The organism is Roseomonas sp. CCTCC AB2023176, from assembly GCF_042259275.1.
Classification (GTDB): Bacteria; Pseudomonadota; Alphaproteobacteria; order Acetobacterales; family Acetobacteraceae; genus Roseomonas.
In genome coordinates this window covers 2,700,001-2,715,891 of record NZ_CP170086.1, presented here as the reverse complement: position 1 = coordinate 2,715,891, position 15,891 = coordinate 2,700,001, and the positions used below count along the sequence as shown (strand labels likewise).

Below are 15,891 nucleotides of genomic sequence, written 5' to 3'. Positions count from 1 at the left end.
GATGAATGTTATGTTATAACGTCCTTTATCCAGCACGGGCCCGAGGCTGAGCATGCAGCGCCGTACCCTCCTCCTCGCTCCGGCCGCAGGCCTCGCCCTCCCGGCGCTGGTCCGTGGTCAGGGCCTTCCGGCGGTCGTCGCCTCCTTCTCCATTCTCGGCGACGTCGTCCGCCAAGTGGCGGGCGAGCGGCCGCTCGCCTTGCAGGTCCTCGTCGGTCCCGACGCCGATGCGCACGAGTTCCAGCCGCGCCCTTCCGACGTGGAGCGCCTGCGCGGGGCCGCCCTGCTCGTCCGGAACGGGCTGGGCTTCGACGGCTGGATGGACCGGCTGGTCCGGGCGTCCGGTTCCGGCGCGACCCTCGTCACCGCGACGGAGGGGGTGACGCCGCGGGTCATGCAGGCCGGGCACAGCCACTCCCCCGGCAGCGGCGCGAGGCGGCGGCAGGCCCAGGCGGCCGCCCCGTCCCGCACGCCGGACCCGCATGCCTGGGGCGACCCGCGCAATGCCGCGACCTACGCGCGCAACGTTGCGGCCGGACTCGCCGCGGCCGATCCGGGGAACGCGGCGCTCTACCGCGGGAATGCGGAGGCCTATGCCGCCCGCCTCGCCACCTTGCACGAGGAGGTGCGGGCGGCGGTCGCGGCGGTGCCCGAGGCGCGGCGGGTGGTCGTCACGAGTCACGACGCCTTCGGCTACTACGGCGACGCCTACGGCATCCGCTTCCTCGCGCCGCAAGGCCCTTCCACGGGCGGGGAGGCTTCGGCCGGGGAGGTCGCGGCCCTCATCCGCCAGATCCGCGCCGAGGGGATCACCGCCGTCTTCGTCGAGAACATGTCGGCCCCCGCGACGCTGGAACGGCTGGCGCGGGAGGCGGGGGTGCGGGTCAGCGGGCGGCTCTATGCCGATGCCCTGTCCGGCGCGGGTGGGCCTGCCACCACCTACGAGGCGCTGGTGCGGCACAACACGGGGTTGATGGTCGCTGCGATGCTGCGCGGGGCGGCGTGAGGCGGTTTGCCCGGCCTTCCGCCATGAAGGCAGCCGCTCCGACAGCTCGGCCGCAGCCGGCGTGTCCACCAGGAGCGCGACGAGCGGGCGCCCGGCACCTTACGCCGGAGGGGAAACCGGCGGCTTACTCAGAGCGTCTCGGTAGCCCCGCGATAATCTGACCGCGCAGCGGGTCGAATGCGCGCGGGAGAGGAACGCCGACGCTGCGCTCAGAGCGTCTCCAGCAGCCCGGCGAGGACCTGCCCGCGGGGCGCGAGGTCGCGCCACAGGATATGTTCGTACGGCGCATGGGCGCCGGCGCCGGTGCAGCCGAGGCCGTCGAGCGTCGGGATGCCGAGCGCCGCGGTGAAGTTGCCGTCCGAGCCGCCGCCGCGGTGCTGCTTCGGCAGGTCGTAGCCCGCCTCCTTCGCCAGGGTCCGCGCGCGGTCGTAGAGGGCGAGGATGGCCTCGTCCTCGGCCATGGGCGGGCGGTTCATGCCGCCCTCGACGGTCACCTTGATGCCGTCGCGCTCATAGGCCAGGGCGAGGATCGCGGCCTCCATCCGCTCCCCGTCCGCGACGGTCTGGACGCGTAGGTCCACCTCGCAGCCGGCCTCCGGCGGGACGACGTTGGGGCGCGTGCCGCCCCAGACCGGGGCGACGTTCGTCGTGATGCCGCCCGGCAGGTCCACCATGGCGTGGAGGCACCCGATGATCTCCGCCAGCGCGACGACGGCCGACCGCCCCTCCGACCAGTTGCCGCCGGCATGGGCGGAGACGCCCTCGATCCGGATGGTGAAGCGCCCGACGCCCTTGCGCGCGGTCACGCAGGCGCCCCGCGCGCCGCCGGCAGGTTCGGGAATGAGGACGGCGGCGGCCCCGCGCGCCTCGCGCTCGATGATCTCGCGGGAGGTGGGGGACCCCACCTCCTCGTCGGGCGTCAGCAGCAGCGTGATCGGGCGGTTGGTCGGGACCTTCTGGCGCAGGATCTCCCGCACCGCGTGGAACGCCAGGAAGGACCCCGCCTTCATGTCGTAGATGCCGGGGCCGAAGGCCTTCTCGCCCTCCACCTTGAATGGCATCGAGGACGCCAGCACCCCGTGGTCCCACACGGTGTCGAGGTGCCCGGCGATCAGCACGGGCTGCTGGTTCGACCCCTTCGGTCCGGGCGTACGGGCGATCAGGTTGTCGCCGTAGCCGTCGCGCCCGGGAATCCGGGTGACCTCGGCGCCCACCGCCCGGAGTTCGGCCTCGGCCCGGTCCATCAGGCCGTTCACGGCCTTCGGGTCGGTCGTCGGGGTCTCGTGCAGCACCCAGCCGCGCAGTTCCTCCAGCAGGGCTTCGCTGGTGCCGATCTGGGTGCGGGGCATGCGGGACTCCTCGAGGACGGGCGGGCTTCTGGGCCGGGGGGCCCGGCTTGTCCACCGCTCCGGCCCCGCCTAATGCGGCACCGCAACGCAAGGGATCGCGCGCAGATGGACGGCGTGTTCTTCGAGGACCTGTCGGTCGGCCAGACCGCCTCCTTCGGCAAGACGGTGACGGAGGCCGACATCCTGATGTTCGCCGCGGTCTCCGGAGATACGAACCCCGTCCACATCAACGCCGAGGCCGCGGCGGCTTCGATGTTCAAGGAGCGCATCGCGCACGGAATGCTCTCCGCCGGCTTCATCTCCGCCGTGCTGGGCACGCGCCTGCCGGGGCCGGGGACGATCTACCTGTCCCAGACGCTGAAGTTCCGCGCGCCCGTGACGATCGGGCAGACGGTGACGGCGACCGTCGAGGTCACCGCGCTCGACGCCGCCAAGAAGCGCGCGACGCTCAAGACGACCTGCACGGCCGGCGGCAAGGTGGTGATCGAGGGCGAGGCGCTCGTCATCCCGCCCTCGCGCGGCTGACGCGGGCGCGATGGACGGCCCCACCCTCACGACCGACCGGCTGATCCTGCGCCTTCCCGTGGCGGAGGACCTCGACGGCTGGGCGGCGCTGATGGGCGACGAGGGTTCCGCACGCTTCATCGGCGGGCTGCAGACGCGGCTGGGCTCCTGGCGCGGCCTGGCCTCGATGGCCGGGTCCTGGGGCCTCCAAGGCTTCGGGATGTTCTCGGTGATCGAGCGCGAGACGGGGCAGTGGATCGGCCGCGTCGGGCCGTGGCGCCCCGACGGCTGGCCGGGCGACGAGATCGGCTGGGGCCTGCTGCGCAGCCACTGGGGACGCGGGCTGGCGGCGGAGGCCGCGGTCGCCACCATGGCCTGGGCGCACGACGCCCTGGGCTGGCGCGACGTCATCCACTGCATCCGGGCGGAAAACCTGCCGTCCCGCGCGCTCGCCCGACGGCTGGGTTCCCGCTTCCTGCGGATGGACCGCCTGCCGCCGCCGCACGACGAGGCGGAGATCGAGATCTGGGGCCAGACGCTCCCCGCCCGGACCGTGCCGTGAGCGTGAAGTCCGTGGCGGGTGGATGCCCCGTGGCCCGCATGCCACATACCTCCGCATGACAGGCAACATGAAGGGCGTCTGCGTCTTCTGCGGCGCGAACCCCGGCAACCGTCCCGAATACGCCGACGCCGCGCGCACCCTGGGCCACGCGATCGCCGCGCGCGGGCTCAACCTCGTCTATGGCGGCGGCAAGGTCGGGTTGATGGGCGTCGTCGCGGATGCCGCGCTGGAAGGCGGCGCGCGGGTGGATGGCGTCATCCCCGAAAACCTGATGAACCGGGAGCTGGGCCACGGCTCCGTCACGCAGCTCCACGTCGTCGGCTCGATGCATGAGCGCAAGGCGATGATGGCCGAACTCTCGGACGGCTTCGTCGTCCTGCCCGGCGGCTTCGGCACGCTGGAGGAAGCCTTCGAGGTCCTCACCTGGGGGCAACTCGGCCTGCACCGGAAGGGCGTCGTCTTCCTTGACGTGGACGGGTTCTGGTCCCGCCTCTTCGACATGATCCGGGGCATGGAGGCCGAGGGCTTCGTGCGGCCGGAGCACGGGATGATCGCCATGCGGGCGGACACGCCGGAGCAGGCGCTCGACATCCTCGCGAACTATCGCCCGCCGGAGGTGACGCGGTGGATCGAGCGGGTCGCCCAGGCCTGAGCGCGCCGCCCCTGACGACGCGCGCGCCCCGGATCTGGACCGACCACGCCCCACTGCCGGAGGACGCGCGGGGCGGGACGGTCGCGCTCGGCAATTTCGACGGCGTGCACCTGGGGCATCGTGCCGTGCTGGGCGCGGCCCATGCTGCGCGCCCGGACCTGCCCCTCGCCGCCCTGACCTTCGAACCCCATCCGCGCGAGCACTTCCGCCCGCAGGACCCGCCCTTCCGCCTGACCCTCCTGCCCGCCAAGGCCGCGGCCCTGGGCGAGGCGGGCTGCGCCCACGTCCACGCCCTGCCCTTCGACGCCGACCTCGCGGCGATGGAGGCGGATGCCTTCTGCGAGGCGGTGCTGCACCGGCACCTCGGGGCCCGTCACCTGGCCTGCGGCGCGGACTTCGCCTTCGGGCACCGCCGGGGCGGCGACATCGGCTTCCTGTCCCGCTGGGCGGAATCGCGGGGGATCGGCCTCTCCGTCGTGCCGCCAGTCACCGACGCGGCAGGCCCGGTCAGCAGCACGCGCGTGCGCCGGGCGCTGCAGGACGGCTACCCGGAGCGGGCCGCCGCCCTGCTCGGCCGGCCCTGGGAGGTCTGGGGCGAGGTCTTCCACGGCGACCGCCTGGGCCGCGAACTGGGCTGGCCCACCGCGAACATCTGGATGGGACGCCACCTCGAACCGGCGCGGGGCGTCTACGCCGTCACCGTCGCCCTGCCCGACGGGTCGGAGGCGAAGGGCGTCTCCAACGTCGGCCGCCGGCCGACCCTGGGCGGAGACCCGGAGACGCGGCTGGAGACGCACCTCTTCGACTGGTCGGGCGACCTCTACGGGCAGGGAATCGGGGTGCGGCTGGTCCGCTTCCTCCGCCCCGACGCGACCTTCGATGGGCTGGAGGCGCTGAAGGCCGCCATCGCGGGCGATGCCGAGGCGGCCCGGGCGGCGCTCCTGGAGGCCTGACCGCGCCTATGCGGCGTGCGGCAGGCCGCCGGGGAAGCGCCGGGTCGCGTGCCCTTCCGTGGACCGTGCGGGGCCGGAGGGCGCGAGGGCGAGCCACACGCAGACCGCCCCCGCGCTCGACGCCGTCCAGAGGATCAGGCGCAGCGCCAGGTTCGGCAGCACCTCCTCCGTCGGCCACAGCACGGGCGCGCCGAGCAGGCCCGAGAGCAGCAGGATCGCGCCGAGGAGGAGGAGGGTGGTCCGGGTCATGTTGCGCCGGGATGTAACGCGGCCCGCGCCCAGCGCCACCTGCGGCGGGCGCGGGGCTGGCTTGCCGCGCCCGCGTGGAAACACCCGAGCGCGGGGCGGTGGTTGGACAGCCGCGCCCGGTCTCGGCTAACCCGCGCCGCATGACGGATACCCCTCCCGACCGCCTCTCCGCCGATCCCGCCTCCCCCCACTTCGACGAGGAGTTGCTGCGCCGCGGCATCGGCATCCGCTTCAAGGGCGTCGAGAAGACGAACGTGGAGGAATACTGCGTCTCCGAGGGCTGGGTGCGCGTCTCGGTCGGCAAGACGCTGGACCGGCGGGGCAAGCCGCTGACGATGAAGATGCAGGGGAGCGTGGAGGCCTATTTCCGCGACCCGCCGCCGGCGCAGGACGCCGCACCGGAATAGGCCGTGCTAGACGGGGGCGCATGGACGGCTACCCGACCTATGAGGAGATCCGGGCACGCCGCCTCGCCGCGCTGAGGGCGGAGGCGATCGCCGCCGCGCGCGCGGCGGCCGAGGCCGGGGCGCGGCATGGGGTGCGGGTGGTCGTGTTCGGGTCCGTCGCGACGGGGCGGATGCATGAACGGTCGGACCTGGACCTGGCGCTGGACGGGCCGAAGGAGGCTCAGCGCGCTGCGGACACCGACGTCTGGCTCGCGGCAGCCGACCACGGCTTCGAGTCCGATGTCGTGCTAATGGCCTATGCCTCGGCCTCGCTGCTCGCCACAATCCGGAGGGACGGACGTGACCCCGCCGATCTGGTCTGACGTCTCAGCCGATCTGGAAATCGCGCTCACGGAGGCGAGGAGGGCCGAGGCGAAGGCCACGAACCTCGCCTCGCTGTCCGTCGAGGCGCGGGAGAACGCCGAGATGGCGATCGGGAAGCACCTCCACGACGCCTATTGCGCGGCGGAGACCGCGATCGAGCGCCTCCTCCTCACCGTCGATGGCGACGTGCCGCGCGGTCGGGATTACCATCGCGACGTCCTTCGCCGCGCCGCACGGCCGACCGAAGGACTGCGCCCGCCGATCATCCGGCACGAAACCTGGGCACTGCTCGGCGATCTCCTGAAGTTCCGGCACGCCTACCGCCACGCCTACGGGGCCTTCGCGTGGGACCGGGCCGAACCCAACGTCGCGCTCGCGGCCCGCGCGATCCCGCTGCTGGTGGAGGACCTGACCGCCTTCGCGAAACCGCGGGGCTGAGGCTTCGCCTTGACCCCACCCGGCGCCCCTCCCCATAACCGGCCCATGACCCGGCGGCCGAACGCGCGAATTCCCGGCCCGGTCCTCCTCTGAGGGCCGGGACACCTCCCCTTCGCGCCAGCCCCATCGCCGCGATCCGCGCGGCCCCGAGAACCCCGATGAACGACGCCCCCGCCGGGACGACCAGCGCCCCTGGCACCCGCGACTACCGTGACACGGTCTTCCTGCCGAAGACGTCCTTCCCTATGCGCGCCGACCTGCCGAAGCGGGAGCCCGCGCTGCTCGACCGCTGGCATCGGCAGGACCTCTGGGGGCAGTTGCGGCGGCGGTCCGCGGGGCGGCCGAAGTTCATCCTGCATGACGGCCCGCCCTACGCGAACGGCCCGCTGCACATCGGCCACGCGCTGAACAAGATCCTGAAGGACGTCATCAACCGCGCCGCGCAGATGGCGGGGTACGACGCCGACTACATCCCGGGCTGGGACTGCCACGGCCTGCCGATCGAGTGGAAGGTCGAGGAGGAGTACCGGAACCCCAAGGGCAGGTACCAGGGCGGCCGCGACAAGGAATCCGTCCCCGTGCTGGAGTTCCGCGCGGAGTGCCGCGACTACGCGGCAGGATGGCTTGAGGTGCAGAAGGGCGAGTTCCAGCGCCTCGGCGTCCTCGGCGACTGGCAGGGCCGCTACGCCACGATGGACTTCCCGTCGGAGGCCGCGATCGTCGCGGAGATCGGCAAGTTCCTCATGAACGGCTCGCTCTACCGTGGGCTGCGTCCCGTGATGTGGAGCCCGGTCGAGAAGACCGCGCTGGCCGATGCGGAGATCGAGTACCAGGACGTGACGTCGCCGACGCTGCATGCGGCGTTTCCGGTGGTGTCGTCGCCGGTGCCGGACCTGCGCGGGGCGCGCGTGGTGATCTGGACGACGACGCCCTGGACCATTCCTGGCAACCGCGCCGTCGCCTACGGCGACGAGATCGAATACGCGATGTTCCACGTGGATGCGGTGGAACCCGCATCGGTCGCGCGCGCCGGCGACATGCTGGTGGTCGCGCTGAAGCTGCTGCCGGACGTACTGAAGTCGGCCGGAATCGCCGCCCACACCGTCCGGCGCGTGCTGCCCGGCGCGGAACTGGCGGGCACGGTCCTCGCGCACCCGCTGCGCGGCTGGGAGGGTGCGGAGGGCGGCTACGCCTTCGACGTGCCGATGCATGCGGGCGACTTCGTCACGGATGACGCGGGCACGGGCTTCGTCCACATCGCCCCGGGGCATGGCGAGGACGACTTCGAACTCGGACGCGCCCACGGCCTGCCGGTGCCGGAGACGGTGAACGACGACGGCACCTACACCGTCCAGGCACCTGGCTTCATGGGCGTCCACGTCTTCAAGGCACACCAGCCCGTGTGGGACGCGCTGATCGCCAGCGGCACGCTCGTCGCCAAGGGGTCGCTGCACCACTCCTACCCGCATTCCTGGCGATCCAAGAAGCCGGTGATCTTCCGCGCGACGCCGCAATGGTTCATCGCGATGGACGACGGCAACGCGATCCGCGCGAAGGCGCTGCAGGCGATTGCCGAGACGCATTTCGTCCCGGACCAGGGCCGCAACCGCATCGGCGCGATGGTCGCGGCGCGTCCGGACTGGTGCATTTCCCGCCAGCGCGCCTGGGGCGTGCCGATCGCGGTCTTCGTGGACCGCCGCAGCGGAGAGCCGCTGCGCGACCCCGCGGTGATGCAGCGCATCGTGGACGCCTTCGCGAAGGAAGGCGCGGACGCCTGGTACAAGCCGGGTGCCGCGGCTCGCTTCCTGGGTGAGGGCCGGAACCCCGACGACTACGAGCAGGTCATGGACATCGTGGACGTGTGGTTCGAGAGCGGCTCGACCCACGCCTTCGTCCTGCGCGACCGCGGCCTGCCCTTCCCGGCGGATCTGTACCTCGAAGGTTCGGACCAGCACCGCGGGTGGTTCCATTCGTCGCTGCTGGAGTCCATCGGCGCCAACGGCTTTGCGCCCTTCAAGGCGGTGCTGACGCACGGCTTCGTCCTCGACGAAGCCGGGCGGAAGATGTCGAAGTCGCTGGGCAACACCACCGCGCCGCAGGACGTGCTGAAGGACTACGGCGCGGATATCCTGCGGTTGTGGGTGATGAACTCTGACACCGCGGACGACCTGCGGATCGGCAAGACCATCCTGGGGCAGCAGGCCGAATTGTACCGGCGCATGCGGAACACGCTGCGCTGGCTGCTCGGCAACCTCGACGGCTTCACTGCCGAGGAGGTGGTGCCGCACGAGGAACTGCCGGAGCTGGAGCGCTGGATCCTGCATCGCGTGACGGAACTGGATGCGCGGGTGCGGGAGGCCGTGCGGACGCATGACTGGTCCGGCGTGTATCCGGAGATCCATGCCTTCTGCGCGACGGACCTCTCGGCCTTCTACTTCGACATCCGCAAGGACAGCCTCTACTGCGACGCGCGCTCCGCGCACCGCCGGCGTTCCGCGCGCACGGTGATCGACGTGCTGCACCGCTGCCTCTGCGCCTGGCTGGCGCCCGTGCTGTGCTTCACGGCGGAGGAGGCGTGGCTGGCGCGCTTCGGCGATGATGCGGAGAGCGTGCACCTGGGGGACTTCCCGCTGGTCCCGCCGGAGTGGCGGGATGAGGCGCTGGCCGCGCGCTGGCGCGACATCCGGGCGCAGCGCGGCCGCGTGACGACGGCGATCGAGGCGGAGCGCGGCGCCGGTCGCATCCGCTCCTCGCTGGAAGCCTCCGTCACGGTCGGAGGTGGCCCCGCGCTCCTCTCCCCCGAACTCTGGGAGGAGGTGCTGATCGTCTCCGACTACGACGAGCTGACCTACGAAGGCGATGCCCCGGCGGAGCCGCATGTCCGCGTGGCACCGGCGTCCGGCACGAAGTGCGACCGCTGCTGGCGTGTGCTGGAGGAGGTCGGCCAGTCCGCCGCCCATCCGACCCTCTGCCGTCGCTGCGAGGCCGCCGTGGAAGCCGGGGCATGAGCCTCCTCGCCCGCGGCCTCCTGCTTGCCCTCGTCATCCTCGCCGCCGACCAGGCGTCGAAGTGGTGGATCCTAACTGTCGTGGACCTGCCGACCGTGCAGAACGTCCCGCTCTTCGAGGCCGGTCCCTTCGGCCTCGACCTTACCATGGTCTGGAACCGCGGCGTGACCTTCGGGCTGCTGTCGGGCTCGGAGCCCTGGCACGCCTGGGCGCTGGCGGGGCTGGCTGCGGCCATCGCCCTCTTCCTGCTGCGCTGGATGGCCCGGGCGGAGAACAACCGCACGGCCCTGGCCCTCGGCGCCATCGTCGGCGGCGCGATCGGGAACGTCATCGACCGGATCCGCTTCGGCGCCGTCGTGGACTTCGTGGATGCCCATGCCTGGGACTGGCACTGGTACGTCTTCAACGTCGCGGACGCCGCCATCGTGCTGGGGGTCGTGACCCTCCTGGTGGAGGCGCTGTTCCCCGACCGCTCCCGATCCCGGATGCGGACCGCGGCGGACCCGGCGGCGCCCCGGCGGCCGGACCCGCTGTGAACCGGCCCTTTTTCCGCCACCGCGACGGGTCTAAAGAACCGGCTGCCATGCCACCCAAGCCACGCGTCATCGGTCCCTGGGCCACCCTCCTGCTGCTGCCGCTCCTCGCGGCCTGCGGCGGCGACACGTCCCGCTTCCTCGGGCTGACGCGCGACGCGCCGGACGAGTTCCAGGTCGTGACGCGCGCCCCGCTGTCGCTGCCGCCCTCCCTCGGCAACCTGCCGCCGCCGCGTCCCGGGGCGGGGCGGCCGCAGGAACTGTCGGCGCGGGAACAGGGGAGAGCACGATCGCCCCCGGCGCGGCCCTCGGCCAGGGCGCGCCGCGCGCGCCCTCGACGGGGGAGGCCGCGCTGCTGGCGCAGGCCGGCACCGCGCCCGGTGCCTCGGCCAGCGACGAGGTCCGCCGCCGCGTGGATGAGGAAGCCTTCCGACTCGACCGCCCCACCCGGAACTTCGCGGACCGGCTGATCTTCTGGCAGGACGCCCCCGCGCCAGGGACCGCCCTTGACCCGACGCGGGAGGCGCAGCGGCTGCGGGAGAACGCGGCCCTCGGCCGAGCGCCGGGCGACGGCGAGACCCCGATCATCCAGCGCCGCCGTCGTGGGCTGCTCGAAGGGCTGTTCTGATCCCCGGGCGCGCCGGACCAGCTTCCGCCCGATGCTTGGCCGAGGGCAGGAACGGCCCCACATACAAGGCATGCCGTTGACCCGCCGTGCCGCCGCCCTCGCCGTGGCCGCCGCACCTGCCGTCGCCTTCCTGCCGCCGGCGCGGTCGCAGACCGTCCCTCCGCCGACGACGCCGGCACCCGTACTCTCCGCGGCGGACCGGCCGCTCTTCGGCGCGGGGCTCTGGCGCCTGCCGAACGGGCTGACGGTCGCCCATGTTGAGACGCGCGGTGCCCCGGTCGTCGCGCATTACCTGTTCTACGGCGTCGGCGCCGGCGAGGACCCGGCGGGCAAGTCGGGCGTCGCCCACTTCCTCGAGCACCTGATGTTCAAGGGCTCCCGCCGCGTGGCGGAAGGCGAGTTTTCCCAGCGCGTGGCGCGGGAGGGCGGGCAGGACAACGCCTTCACCTCCCGCGACGTCACGGCCTATCACCAGACCGTCGAAGCCTCGCGGCTCGCGCTTGTCGCGATGATGGAGTCCGACCGCCTCATCGCCCCGGCCTTCCCCGAGGCCTCCTTCGAGCCGGAGCGGCAGGTGGTGCTGGAGGAGCGGCGCCAGCGCACCGACTCCTCCCCCCGCGGCCGCTTCCGCGAGGCCTTCGAGGCCGCGATGTACGGCCCGCAGCACTGGCATGGCCGCCCGATTATCGGCTGGCCCGACGAGATCCGCGCGATCACCCTCGACGACGTGCGCGACTTCCACCGCCGCTGGTACTGCCCTTCCAACGCCACCCTCGTCGTCACCGGCGCCGTGACGCGGGAGGTCCTGCGGGACGTGGTGGAGCGCGAGTATGGCGGCGCCGAGAACCGTGCCGTCTCGCCGCGCCTGCGCCCGCCGCCGCCCGACGCCCCCTGGAATCCCGGCTGGTCCGGAACGACCCGCAGGTCCAGGAAGCCCAGATGATCCGCGCCTGGATGGCGCCGAACCTGACCTGGGGCCGCACGCCGGCGGACCGGGAACACGCCTATCCGCTGGAGGTCCTGGCGCACCTGCTGGGCGGCGGCCCCGGATCCCGCCTGCACCGCGCGCTGGTCGAGACCGGCCTCGCGGTCGGCGCCGGCGCGTCCTACGACTCGGACGAACTCGGCTCGGGCGATTTCGGCGTCTACGCCTCCCCCGCCGCGACGTGCCGCCGGCGCGCGTCGAGGCCGCGGCGGAGGAGACGGTCGCGCGCCTCCTCGACGGCGGCGTGACGGCGGAGGAGGTCGCGCGCTCCCAGCGCCAGTTGACCGCCGGGGCGCTGCTCTCGCTCGACGGGCTCGGTGCCGCGCCGCGGCTGATCGGCGGTGCGCTGGCCATCGGCCTGTCCCTCGACACGGTGGAGCATTGGCCGGCCCGCATCCGCGCGGTGACCCCCGAATCCGTCATGGCCGCGGCGCGCGCGGTCTTCACGCACCCCTCCCTCACCGGCTGGCTGCTGCCCGAAGGCGTGTCCGCGTCGTGAGCGGGTCCATTCCCGCGGCTTCGGGGCAGAGCGGCTTCACCCTGCCCGTCCAGGTCGTGCGCGGGGCCGGGATCACCGCCTGGCTGGCGGAGGACCATGCAGTTCCCGTCGTCTCCCTCACCTTCTCCGTCCCCGGCGGCGCGGCGCTCGACCCCGCGGGGCAGGAAGGGGCGGCGGCGCTGGCTGCCTCTCTTCTCACCGAGGGCGCGGGGGACCTGGACGCCAACGCCTTCCAGGAGGCGCTGCGGGACGCGGCGATCTCCCTCTCCTTCTCGGCGGACCGGGACGAGTTCTCGGGCTCCCTGCGCTGCCTGCGCGACGCCCTGCCGGAGACGGTGCGGCTCGCCCGCCTGGCGATCACCGCGCCGCGCTTCGACGCGCCGGCGGTGGAGCGGGTGCGGGCCCGGGCCACCGCCGGCGCGCGGCAGGCGCTGGAAGGTCCGCGCGGGAAGGCGGGCCTGGCCTTCTGGGCCGCCGCCCTGCCCGGCGCCTATGGCCGCCCCCCGGCGGCTCGCCGGAGAGCCTCGCCGGTCTGACGGCGGAGGCACTGCGTGCCCTGCCCGCGCGGCAGTTCCGGCGCGGCGGCCTTTGCGTCGCCGCCTCCGGCGCGATCACGGCGGACGAGCTCTCGGCCCTGCTCGGCGCCCTCTTCGGCGGCTGGCCGGAGGGCGCGCCGGACGGCCTGCCGCCGGTCCCCGGCTTTGGGGCGCGCGGCGTGACCGTGATCCCGGTCGAAAGCCCCCAGTCGAGCGCCCTCTTCGGCCAACCGGGGCTCACGACCGACGACCCCGATTGGGAGGCAGCAGGCGTGGTCCTGCGCGTGCTGGCGGGCGGCGGGTTCTCGTCCCGCCTGATGGACGCGGTGCGGGTACGCCGGGGCCTGGCCTATGGCATCTCCGCGGGCATGGAACCCGTGATGCGCCGCGGCCTGATCATCGGCTCCGTGGCCACCCAGAACGCGCGCGTGGGCGAGACGCTCGCGGTTCTGCGGGAGGAATGGGCGCGCATGGCCGCAGATGGCCCGACGGAGGAGGAACGCGCGGACGCGATCGCCTTCCTCACCGGGTCGCAGCCGCTGTCCTTCACCTCGACGCGCCAGGTCGCGAGCATCCTGCTGGCCCTGCAGCGGAACGAGCGGCCGCTGGACTGGCTGGAGAAACGCCCAGCGCGCCTGGCTGCGCTGTCACGCGAGAGGCTGGCGGCGGTTTCGGCGCGGCTGCTGCGTCCCGATGACCTTGCCGTGGTGGTGGCGGGGCGGCCGGTCGGCCTCTGACGCCGCGTCGCCGGGCATGGACTTCTTCGCCGACCTCTGACCGGCTACCCCGCGCCGCGCCGCGCCCGTAAGGTCGGGGCGGCACGGCGGAGGGACGGCGGATGACGGCTGCGGACGAGGCCTGGGCGCGCGTGGAATCGCAGGCCCGCGCGCCCGCCGGGCGCGCGATCCGCCCGCTCTTCGCCGCCGATCCGGGCCGCGCCGCCCGTCACACCCATCGGGCCGCCGGCCTGCTGCTCGACCTGTCCAAGACGAGCGTCTCGGAGGAGGCGCGCGGCGCCCTGCTGGACCTGGCCCGCGCGCGGGGCGTGCTCGCCGCGCGCGACGCGATGGCACGGGGCGAGGCGGTCAACGCGACGGAAGCCCGCGCCGTGCTGCACGTGGCGTTGCGCGCCCCGCGCGGCACCTTCCGTGTCCCGGCGCTCCAGGGGCGCGACGCAGGGTCGGAGGACGCGTCGGCCGCCGTCCACGACACGCTCGACGCCATGCGCGGCTTCGTCGCCCGCACCCACGCCGAGGGTCGCACCACCGACGTGCTGAACATCGGCATCGGCGGCTCCGACCTCGGCCCGCAGATGGCGACGCGGGCCTTGTGGCGTCACGGCATGCCGATGCGCGCGCATTTCCTTTCCAACGTGGACGGCCATGCCTGGGAGGCGCTGCGGCACGGCCTCGACCCCGACCGCACGCTCGTCCTCATCGCGAGCAAGACGTTCACGACGGCGGAGACGATGGCGAATGCCCGCCTCGCCCGCGACTGGCTCGGCGAATCCCGCCGCGGACAGCTCGTCGCGCTCTCCACAAACCTGACGGCGACCCGCGACTTCGGCGTGCCGGAGGAGCAGGTCTTCGGCTTCCGCGACTGGGTCGGCGGGCGATTCTCGATGTGGTCCGCGGTGGGGCTGGTCATCGCGATGGCCTGCGGCTGGGACGTGTTCCAGGGCCTGCTCGACGGCGCGCGCGCGATGGACGAGCACTTCCTCTCCGCGCCCGAGGCGGAGAACCTGCCGCTGCTGATGGCGCTGACCGAGGTCTGGCACGTCAACGGCCTGGGATACCCGACCCGCGCCGTGCTGCCCTATGACGAACGCCTGTCCCGCTTCGCGGCCCATCTGCAGCAGGTGGAGATGGAGAGCCTCGGCAAGCGCGTCACGCTCGACGGCGCGCCGGTCCCGCGCAACACCGGCCCGGTCATCTTCGGGGAGCCCGGGACGAACGCACAGCATTCCTTCATGCAGTTGCTGCACCAGGGCACGACGCCCGTCCCCGCCGACATCGTCCTCGTCGCCAATCCCGACCACGGTTTCGAGGAGAACCACCGCCAACTCCTCGCCAACGGCCTCGCCCAGGCCGAAGCCTTGCTGCGTGGCCGCGACGCGGCGGAGGTGCGGGCGGAAATGCAGGCGGCGGGCATCGCCCCGGACCGCATCGCGGCCGTCCTGCCGCACCGGCTCTTCCCCGGTGACCGGCCCTCGACGACGATCCTGCTGCCGCGCCTCACGCCGCAGGCGCTCGGCGCCCTCGTCGCCCTCTACGAGCACAAGGTCTTCTGCCTCGGCGCCCTCTGGGGCGTGAACGCCTTCGACCAGTGGGGCGTGGAACTGGGGAAGGTCCTGGCGACGGCGTTGCTGCCGGACCTCTCGCCCGGCGCGGCGCCGGGCGTGCACGATCCCTCGACGGCGGCGCTGATCCGCGAGATCGCGGCGCTCCGCGCGTGAGGATCGCCGCGATCGCCGACGTGCACGGCAACCTCCTTGCGCTGGAGGCGGTGCTGGACGACTTGGCGGGCTTCGCGCCGGACCTCGTCGTCAACCTCGGCGACACGGTGTCCGGCCCGCTCCAGGCCGCGGAGACGGCGGACCTGCTGATGGCGCGCAGCTTCCCGACGGTGCGCGGCAACCACGACCGGCACCTGATCCATCCGCCGGCGAAGGGCATGGGCGCCTCCGACCGTGCGGCGCATGCGGGGCTGGCGCCGCACCACCTGGCCTGGCTCGCGGCCCTGCCGGCCACGTTGCGGCCGGTGCCGGAGGTGCTCTGCCTTCACGGCTGCCCCGACGACGACACCGAACTCCTGCTGGACGACGCGGCGCGCAAGCGCGGCCTGGTGCGCGCCTCGGCCCAAGACATCGCTGAACGGCTGGGCGATCCGGGCGGCGCGACGCTCGTCCTCTGCGGCCATTCGCATCGGCCCGATGCGGTGGCGCTGCCCGGCGGGCCGCTGGTCGTGAATCCCGGTTCCGTCGGCCTTCAGGGCTTCGAGGACGACGAGCCCTTCCCTTACCGCTTCTCCGCGGGCACGCCCCATGCGCGCTACGCCCTCCTCGACCGAACGCCGCGGGGCTGGGCGGCGACCTGGCGCGCCCTGACCTATGACTGGGACGCGGCGGCGGAGGTCGCGCGGCTGGCCGGGCGCAAGGAATGGGCGTCGGCCCTCGCGACGGGCTTTCCCTGACGGGTCGTTAACCCCTCTCACGATCCC

Annotated in this window: 19 protein-coding genes and 1 pseudogene; 18 read left to right on the top strand and 2 right to left on the bottom strand. The window is 73.2% G+C overall.

Features of this window, described 5'->3' with window-relative positions; genetic code table 11:
* Window positions 1-52: 52 nt before the first annotated feature.
* Window positions 53-1,006, top strand: coding sequence for a metal ABC transporter solute-binding protein, Zn/Mn family (locus ACE7GA_RS13555; RefSeq protein ID WP_376087235.1), 954 nt, complete (start codon window positions 53-55; stop codon window positions 1,004-1,006).
* A 209-nt stretch (window positions 1,007-1,215) separates the two neighbouring features.
* Here ACE7GA_RS13555 and ACE7GA_RS13550 read toward each other — a convergent pair whose 3' ends face one another.
* The gene (locus ACE7GA_RS13550; protein ID WP_376087233.1) at window positions 1,216-2,355 is read right to left on the bottom strand and encodes a M20 family metallopeptidase; all 1,140 of its coding nucleotides are present in this window, start codon (window positions 2,353-2,355) and stop codon (window positions 1,216-1,218) included.
* 105 nt (window positions 2,356-2,460) lie between these two features.
* Between ACE7GA_RS13550 and ACE7GA_RS13545 the strand changes: the two genes are divergently transcribed.
* The 4 genes from ACE7GA_RS13545 to ACE7GA_RS13530 are packed head-to-tail and all read left to right on the top strand — an operon-like array spanning window position 2,461 to window position 5,026.
* On the top strand, window positions 2,461-2,880 hold the full coding sequence (locus ACE7GA_RS13545) for a MaoC family dehydratase (RefSeq protein WP_376087231.1): 420 nt from the start codon (window positions 2,461-2,463) through the stop codon (window positions 2,878-2,880).
* 10 nt (window positions 2,881-2,890) lie between these two features.
* Window positions 2,891-3,421 (top strand): GNAT family N-acetyltransferase, encoded by a 531-nt coding sequence (locus ACE7GA_RS13540; RefSeq protein WP_376087228.1) that lies wholly within the window; start codon window positions 2,891-2,893, stop codon window positions 3,419-3,421.
* 55 nt (window positions 3,422-3,476) lie between these two features.
* Entirely contained in the window at window positions 3,477-4,073 is a 597-nt protein-coding gene (locus ACE7GA_RS13535) for a TIGR00730 family Rossman fold protein (protein WP_376087226.1), read from the top strand.
* 11 nt (window positions 4,074-4,084) lie between these two features.
* A complete protein-coding gene (locus tag ACE7GA_RS13530; protein ID WP_376100271.1) occupies window positions 4,085-5,026 on the top strand; it encodes a bifunctional riboflavin kinase/FAD synthetase in 942 nt (313 codons plus the stop codon).
* Window positions 5,027-5,032: 6 nt separating this feature from the next.
* Here the strand turns inward: ACE7GA_RS13530 and ACE7GA_RS13525 are convergent, their stop codons facing one another.
* Window positions 5,033-5,275, bottom strand: a complete 243-nt coding sequence (locus ACE7GA_RS13525; protein WP_376087224.1) for a hypothetical protein — start codon at window positions 5,273-5,275, stop codon at window positions 5,033-5,035.
* Window positions 5,276-5,415: 140 nt separating this feature from the next.
* Here ACE7GA_RS13525 and ACE7GA_RS13520 point away from each other — a divergent pair, with 140 nt between their 5' ends.
* The 13 genes and pseudogenes from ACE7GA_RS13520 (at window position 5,416) to ACE7GA_RS13460 (ending at window position 15,864) form a co-directional block, all read left to right on the top strand.
* On the top strand, window positions 5,416-5,682 hold the full coding sequence (locus ACE7GA_RS13520; protein WP_376087222.1) for a DUF3297 family protein: 267 nt from the start codon (window positions 5,416-5,418) through the stop codon (window positions 5,680-5,682).
* Window positions 5,683-5,702: 20 nt separating this feature from the next.
* Window positions 5,703-6,044: a nucleotidyltransferase family protein gene (locus tag ACE7GA_RS13515; protein WP_376087220.1), complete on the top strand. Its 342-nt coding sequence runs from the start codon at window positions 5,703-5,705 to the stop codon at window positions 6,042-6,044.
* Window positions 6,022-6,483 (top strand): hypothetical protein, encoded by a 462-nt coding sequence (locus ACE7GA_RS13510; protein WP_376087218.1) that lies wholly within the window; start codon window positions 6,022-6,024, stop codon window positions 6,481-6,483. The genes ACE7GA_RS13515 and ACE7GA_RS13510 overlap by 23 nt, the downstream gene beginning before the upstream one ends.
* A 158-nt stretch (window positions 6,484-6,641) precedes the next feature.
* On the top strand, window positions 6,642-9,491 hold the full coding sequence (ileS, locus tag ACE7GA_RS13505) for an isoleucine--tRNA ligase (protein WP_376087216.1): 2,850 nt from the start codon (window positions 6,642-6,644) through the stop codon (window positions 9,489-9,491).
* The gene (gene lspA / locus ACE7GA_RS13500; protein WP_376087214.1) at window positions 9,488-10,027 is read left to right on the top strand and encodes a signal peptidase II; all 540 of its coding nucleotides are present in this window, start codon (window positions 9,488-9,490) and stop codon (window positions 10,025-10,027) included. Before ileS ends, lspA begins: the two co-directional genes overlap by 4 nt.
* A 47-nt stretch (window positions 10,028-10,074) precedes the next feature.
* Window positions 10,075-10,494 carry a DUF3035 domain-containing protein gene (locus ACE7GA_RS13495; RefSeq protein ID WP_376087212.1) on the top strand — a complete coding sequence of 140 codons (420 nt, stop codon included), beginning with the start codon at window positions 10,075-10,077 and terminating at the stop codon, window positions 10,492-10,494.
* Entirely contained in the window at window positions 10,377-10,652 is a 276-nt protein-coding gene (locus tag ACE7GA_RS13490) for a DUF3035 domain-containing protein (protein ID WP_376100269.1), read from the top strand. The genes ACE7GA_RS13495 and ACE7GA_RS13490 overlap by 118 nt, the downstream gene beginning before the upstream one ends.
* A gap of 31 nt (window positions 10,653-10,683) precedes the next feature.
* Window positions 10,684-11,885, top strand: a pseudogene (locus ACE7GA_RS13485) (M16 family metallopeptidase).
* A complete protein-coding gene (locus ACE7GA_RS13480) occupies window positions 11,819-12,136 on the top strand; it encodes a hypothetical protein (RefSeq protein WP_376087210.1) in 318 nt (105 codons plus the stop codon). Before ACE7GA_RS13485 ends, ACE7GA_RS13480 begins: the two are co-directional and overlap by 67 nt.
* Window positions 12,133-12,672: a M16 family metallopeptidase gene (locus tag ACE7GA_RS13475; RefSeq protein WP_376087208.1), complete on the top strand. Its 540-nt coding sequence runs from the start codon at window positions 12,133-12,135 to the stop codon at window positions 12,670-12,672. The genes ACE7GA_RS13480 and ACE7GA_RS13475 overlap by 4 nt, the downstream gene beginning before the upstream one ends.
* Window positions 12,603-13,409, top strand: a complete 807-nt coding sequence (locus ACE7GA_RS13470) for a M16 family metallopeptidase (RefSeq protein ID WP_376100267.1) — start codon at window positions 12,603-12,605, stop codon at window positions 13,407-13,409. The genes ACE7GA_RS13475 and ACE7GA_RS13470 overlap by 70 nt, the downstream gene beginning before the upstream one ends.
* Before the next feature lie 101 nt (window positions 13,410-13,510).
* Window positions 13,511-15,127, top strand: a complete 1,617-nt coding sequence (gene pgi, locus ACE7GA_RS13465) for a glucose-6-phosphate isomerase (protein WP_376087206.1) — start codon at window positions 13,511-13,513, stop codon at window positions 15,125-15,127.
* On the top strand, window positions 15,124-15,864 hold the full coding sequence (locus ACE7GA_RS13460; RefSeq protein ID WP_376087204.1) for a metallophosphoesterase family protein: 741 nt from the start codon (window positions 15,124-15,126) through the stop codon (window positions 15,862-15,864). Before pgi ends, ACE7GA_RS13460 begins: the two co-directional genes overlap by 4 nt.
* The last annotated feature ends 27 nt before the right edge of the window (window positions 15,865-15,891 follow it).

Coding starts and splice junctions, on each gene's coding strand:
- ACE7GA_RS13555 (WP_376087235.1), top strand. CDS start 53: ATGCAGCGCCGTACCCTCCTCCTCGCTCCGGCCGCAGGCCTCGCCCTC.
- ACE7GA_RS13550 (WP_376087233.1), bottom strand. CDS start 2,355: ATGCCCCGCACCCAGATCGGCACCAGCGAAGCCCTGCTGGAGGAACTG.
- ACE7GA_RS13545 (WP_376087231.1), top strand. CDS start 2,461: ATGGACGGCGTGTTCTTCGAGGACCTGTCGGTCGGCCAGACCGCCTCC.
- ACE7GA_RS13540 (WP_376087228.1), top strand. CDS start 2,891: ATGGACGGCCCCACCCTCACGACCGACCGGCTGATCCTGCGCCTTCCC.
- ACE7GA_RS13535 (WP_376087226.1), top strand. CDS start 3,477: ATGACAGGCAACATGAAGGGCGTCTGCGTCTTCTGCGGCGCGAACCCC.
- ACE7GA_RS13525 (WP_376087224.1), bottom strand. CDS start 5,275: ATGACCCGGACCACCCTCCTCCTCCTCGGCGCGATCCTGCTGCTCTCG.
- ACE7GA_RS13520 (WP_376087222.1), top strand. CDS start 5,416: ATGACGGATACCCCTCCCGACCGCCTCTCCGCCGATCCCGCCTCCCCC.
- ACE7GA_RS13515 (WP_376087220.1), top strand. CDS start 5,703: ATGGACGGCTACCCGACCTATGAGGAGATCCGGGCACGCCGCCTCGCC.
- ileS (WP_376087216.1), top strand. CDS start 6,642: ATGAACGACGCCCCCGCCGGGACGACCAGCGCCCCTGGCACCCGCGAC.
- lspA (WP_376087214.1), top strand. CDS start 9,488: ATGAGCCTCCTCGCCCGCGGCCTCCTGCTTGCCCTCGTCATCCTCGCC.
- ACE7GA_RS13495 (WP_376087212.1), top strand. CDS start 10,075: ATGCCACCCAAGCCACGCGTCATCGGTCCCTGGGCCACCCTCCTGCTG.
- pgi (WP_376087206.1), top strand. CDS start 13,511: ATGACGGCTGCGGACGAGGCCTGGGCGCGCGTGGAATCGCAGGCCCGC.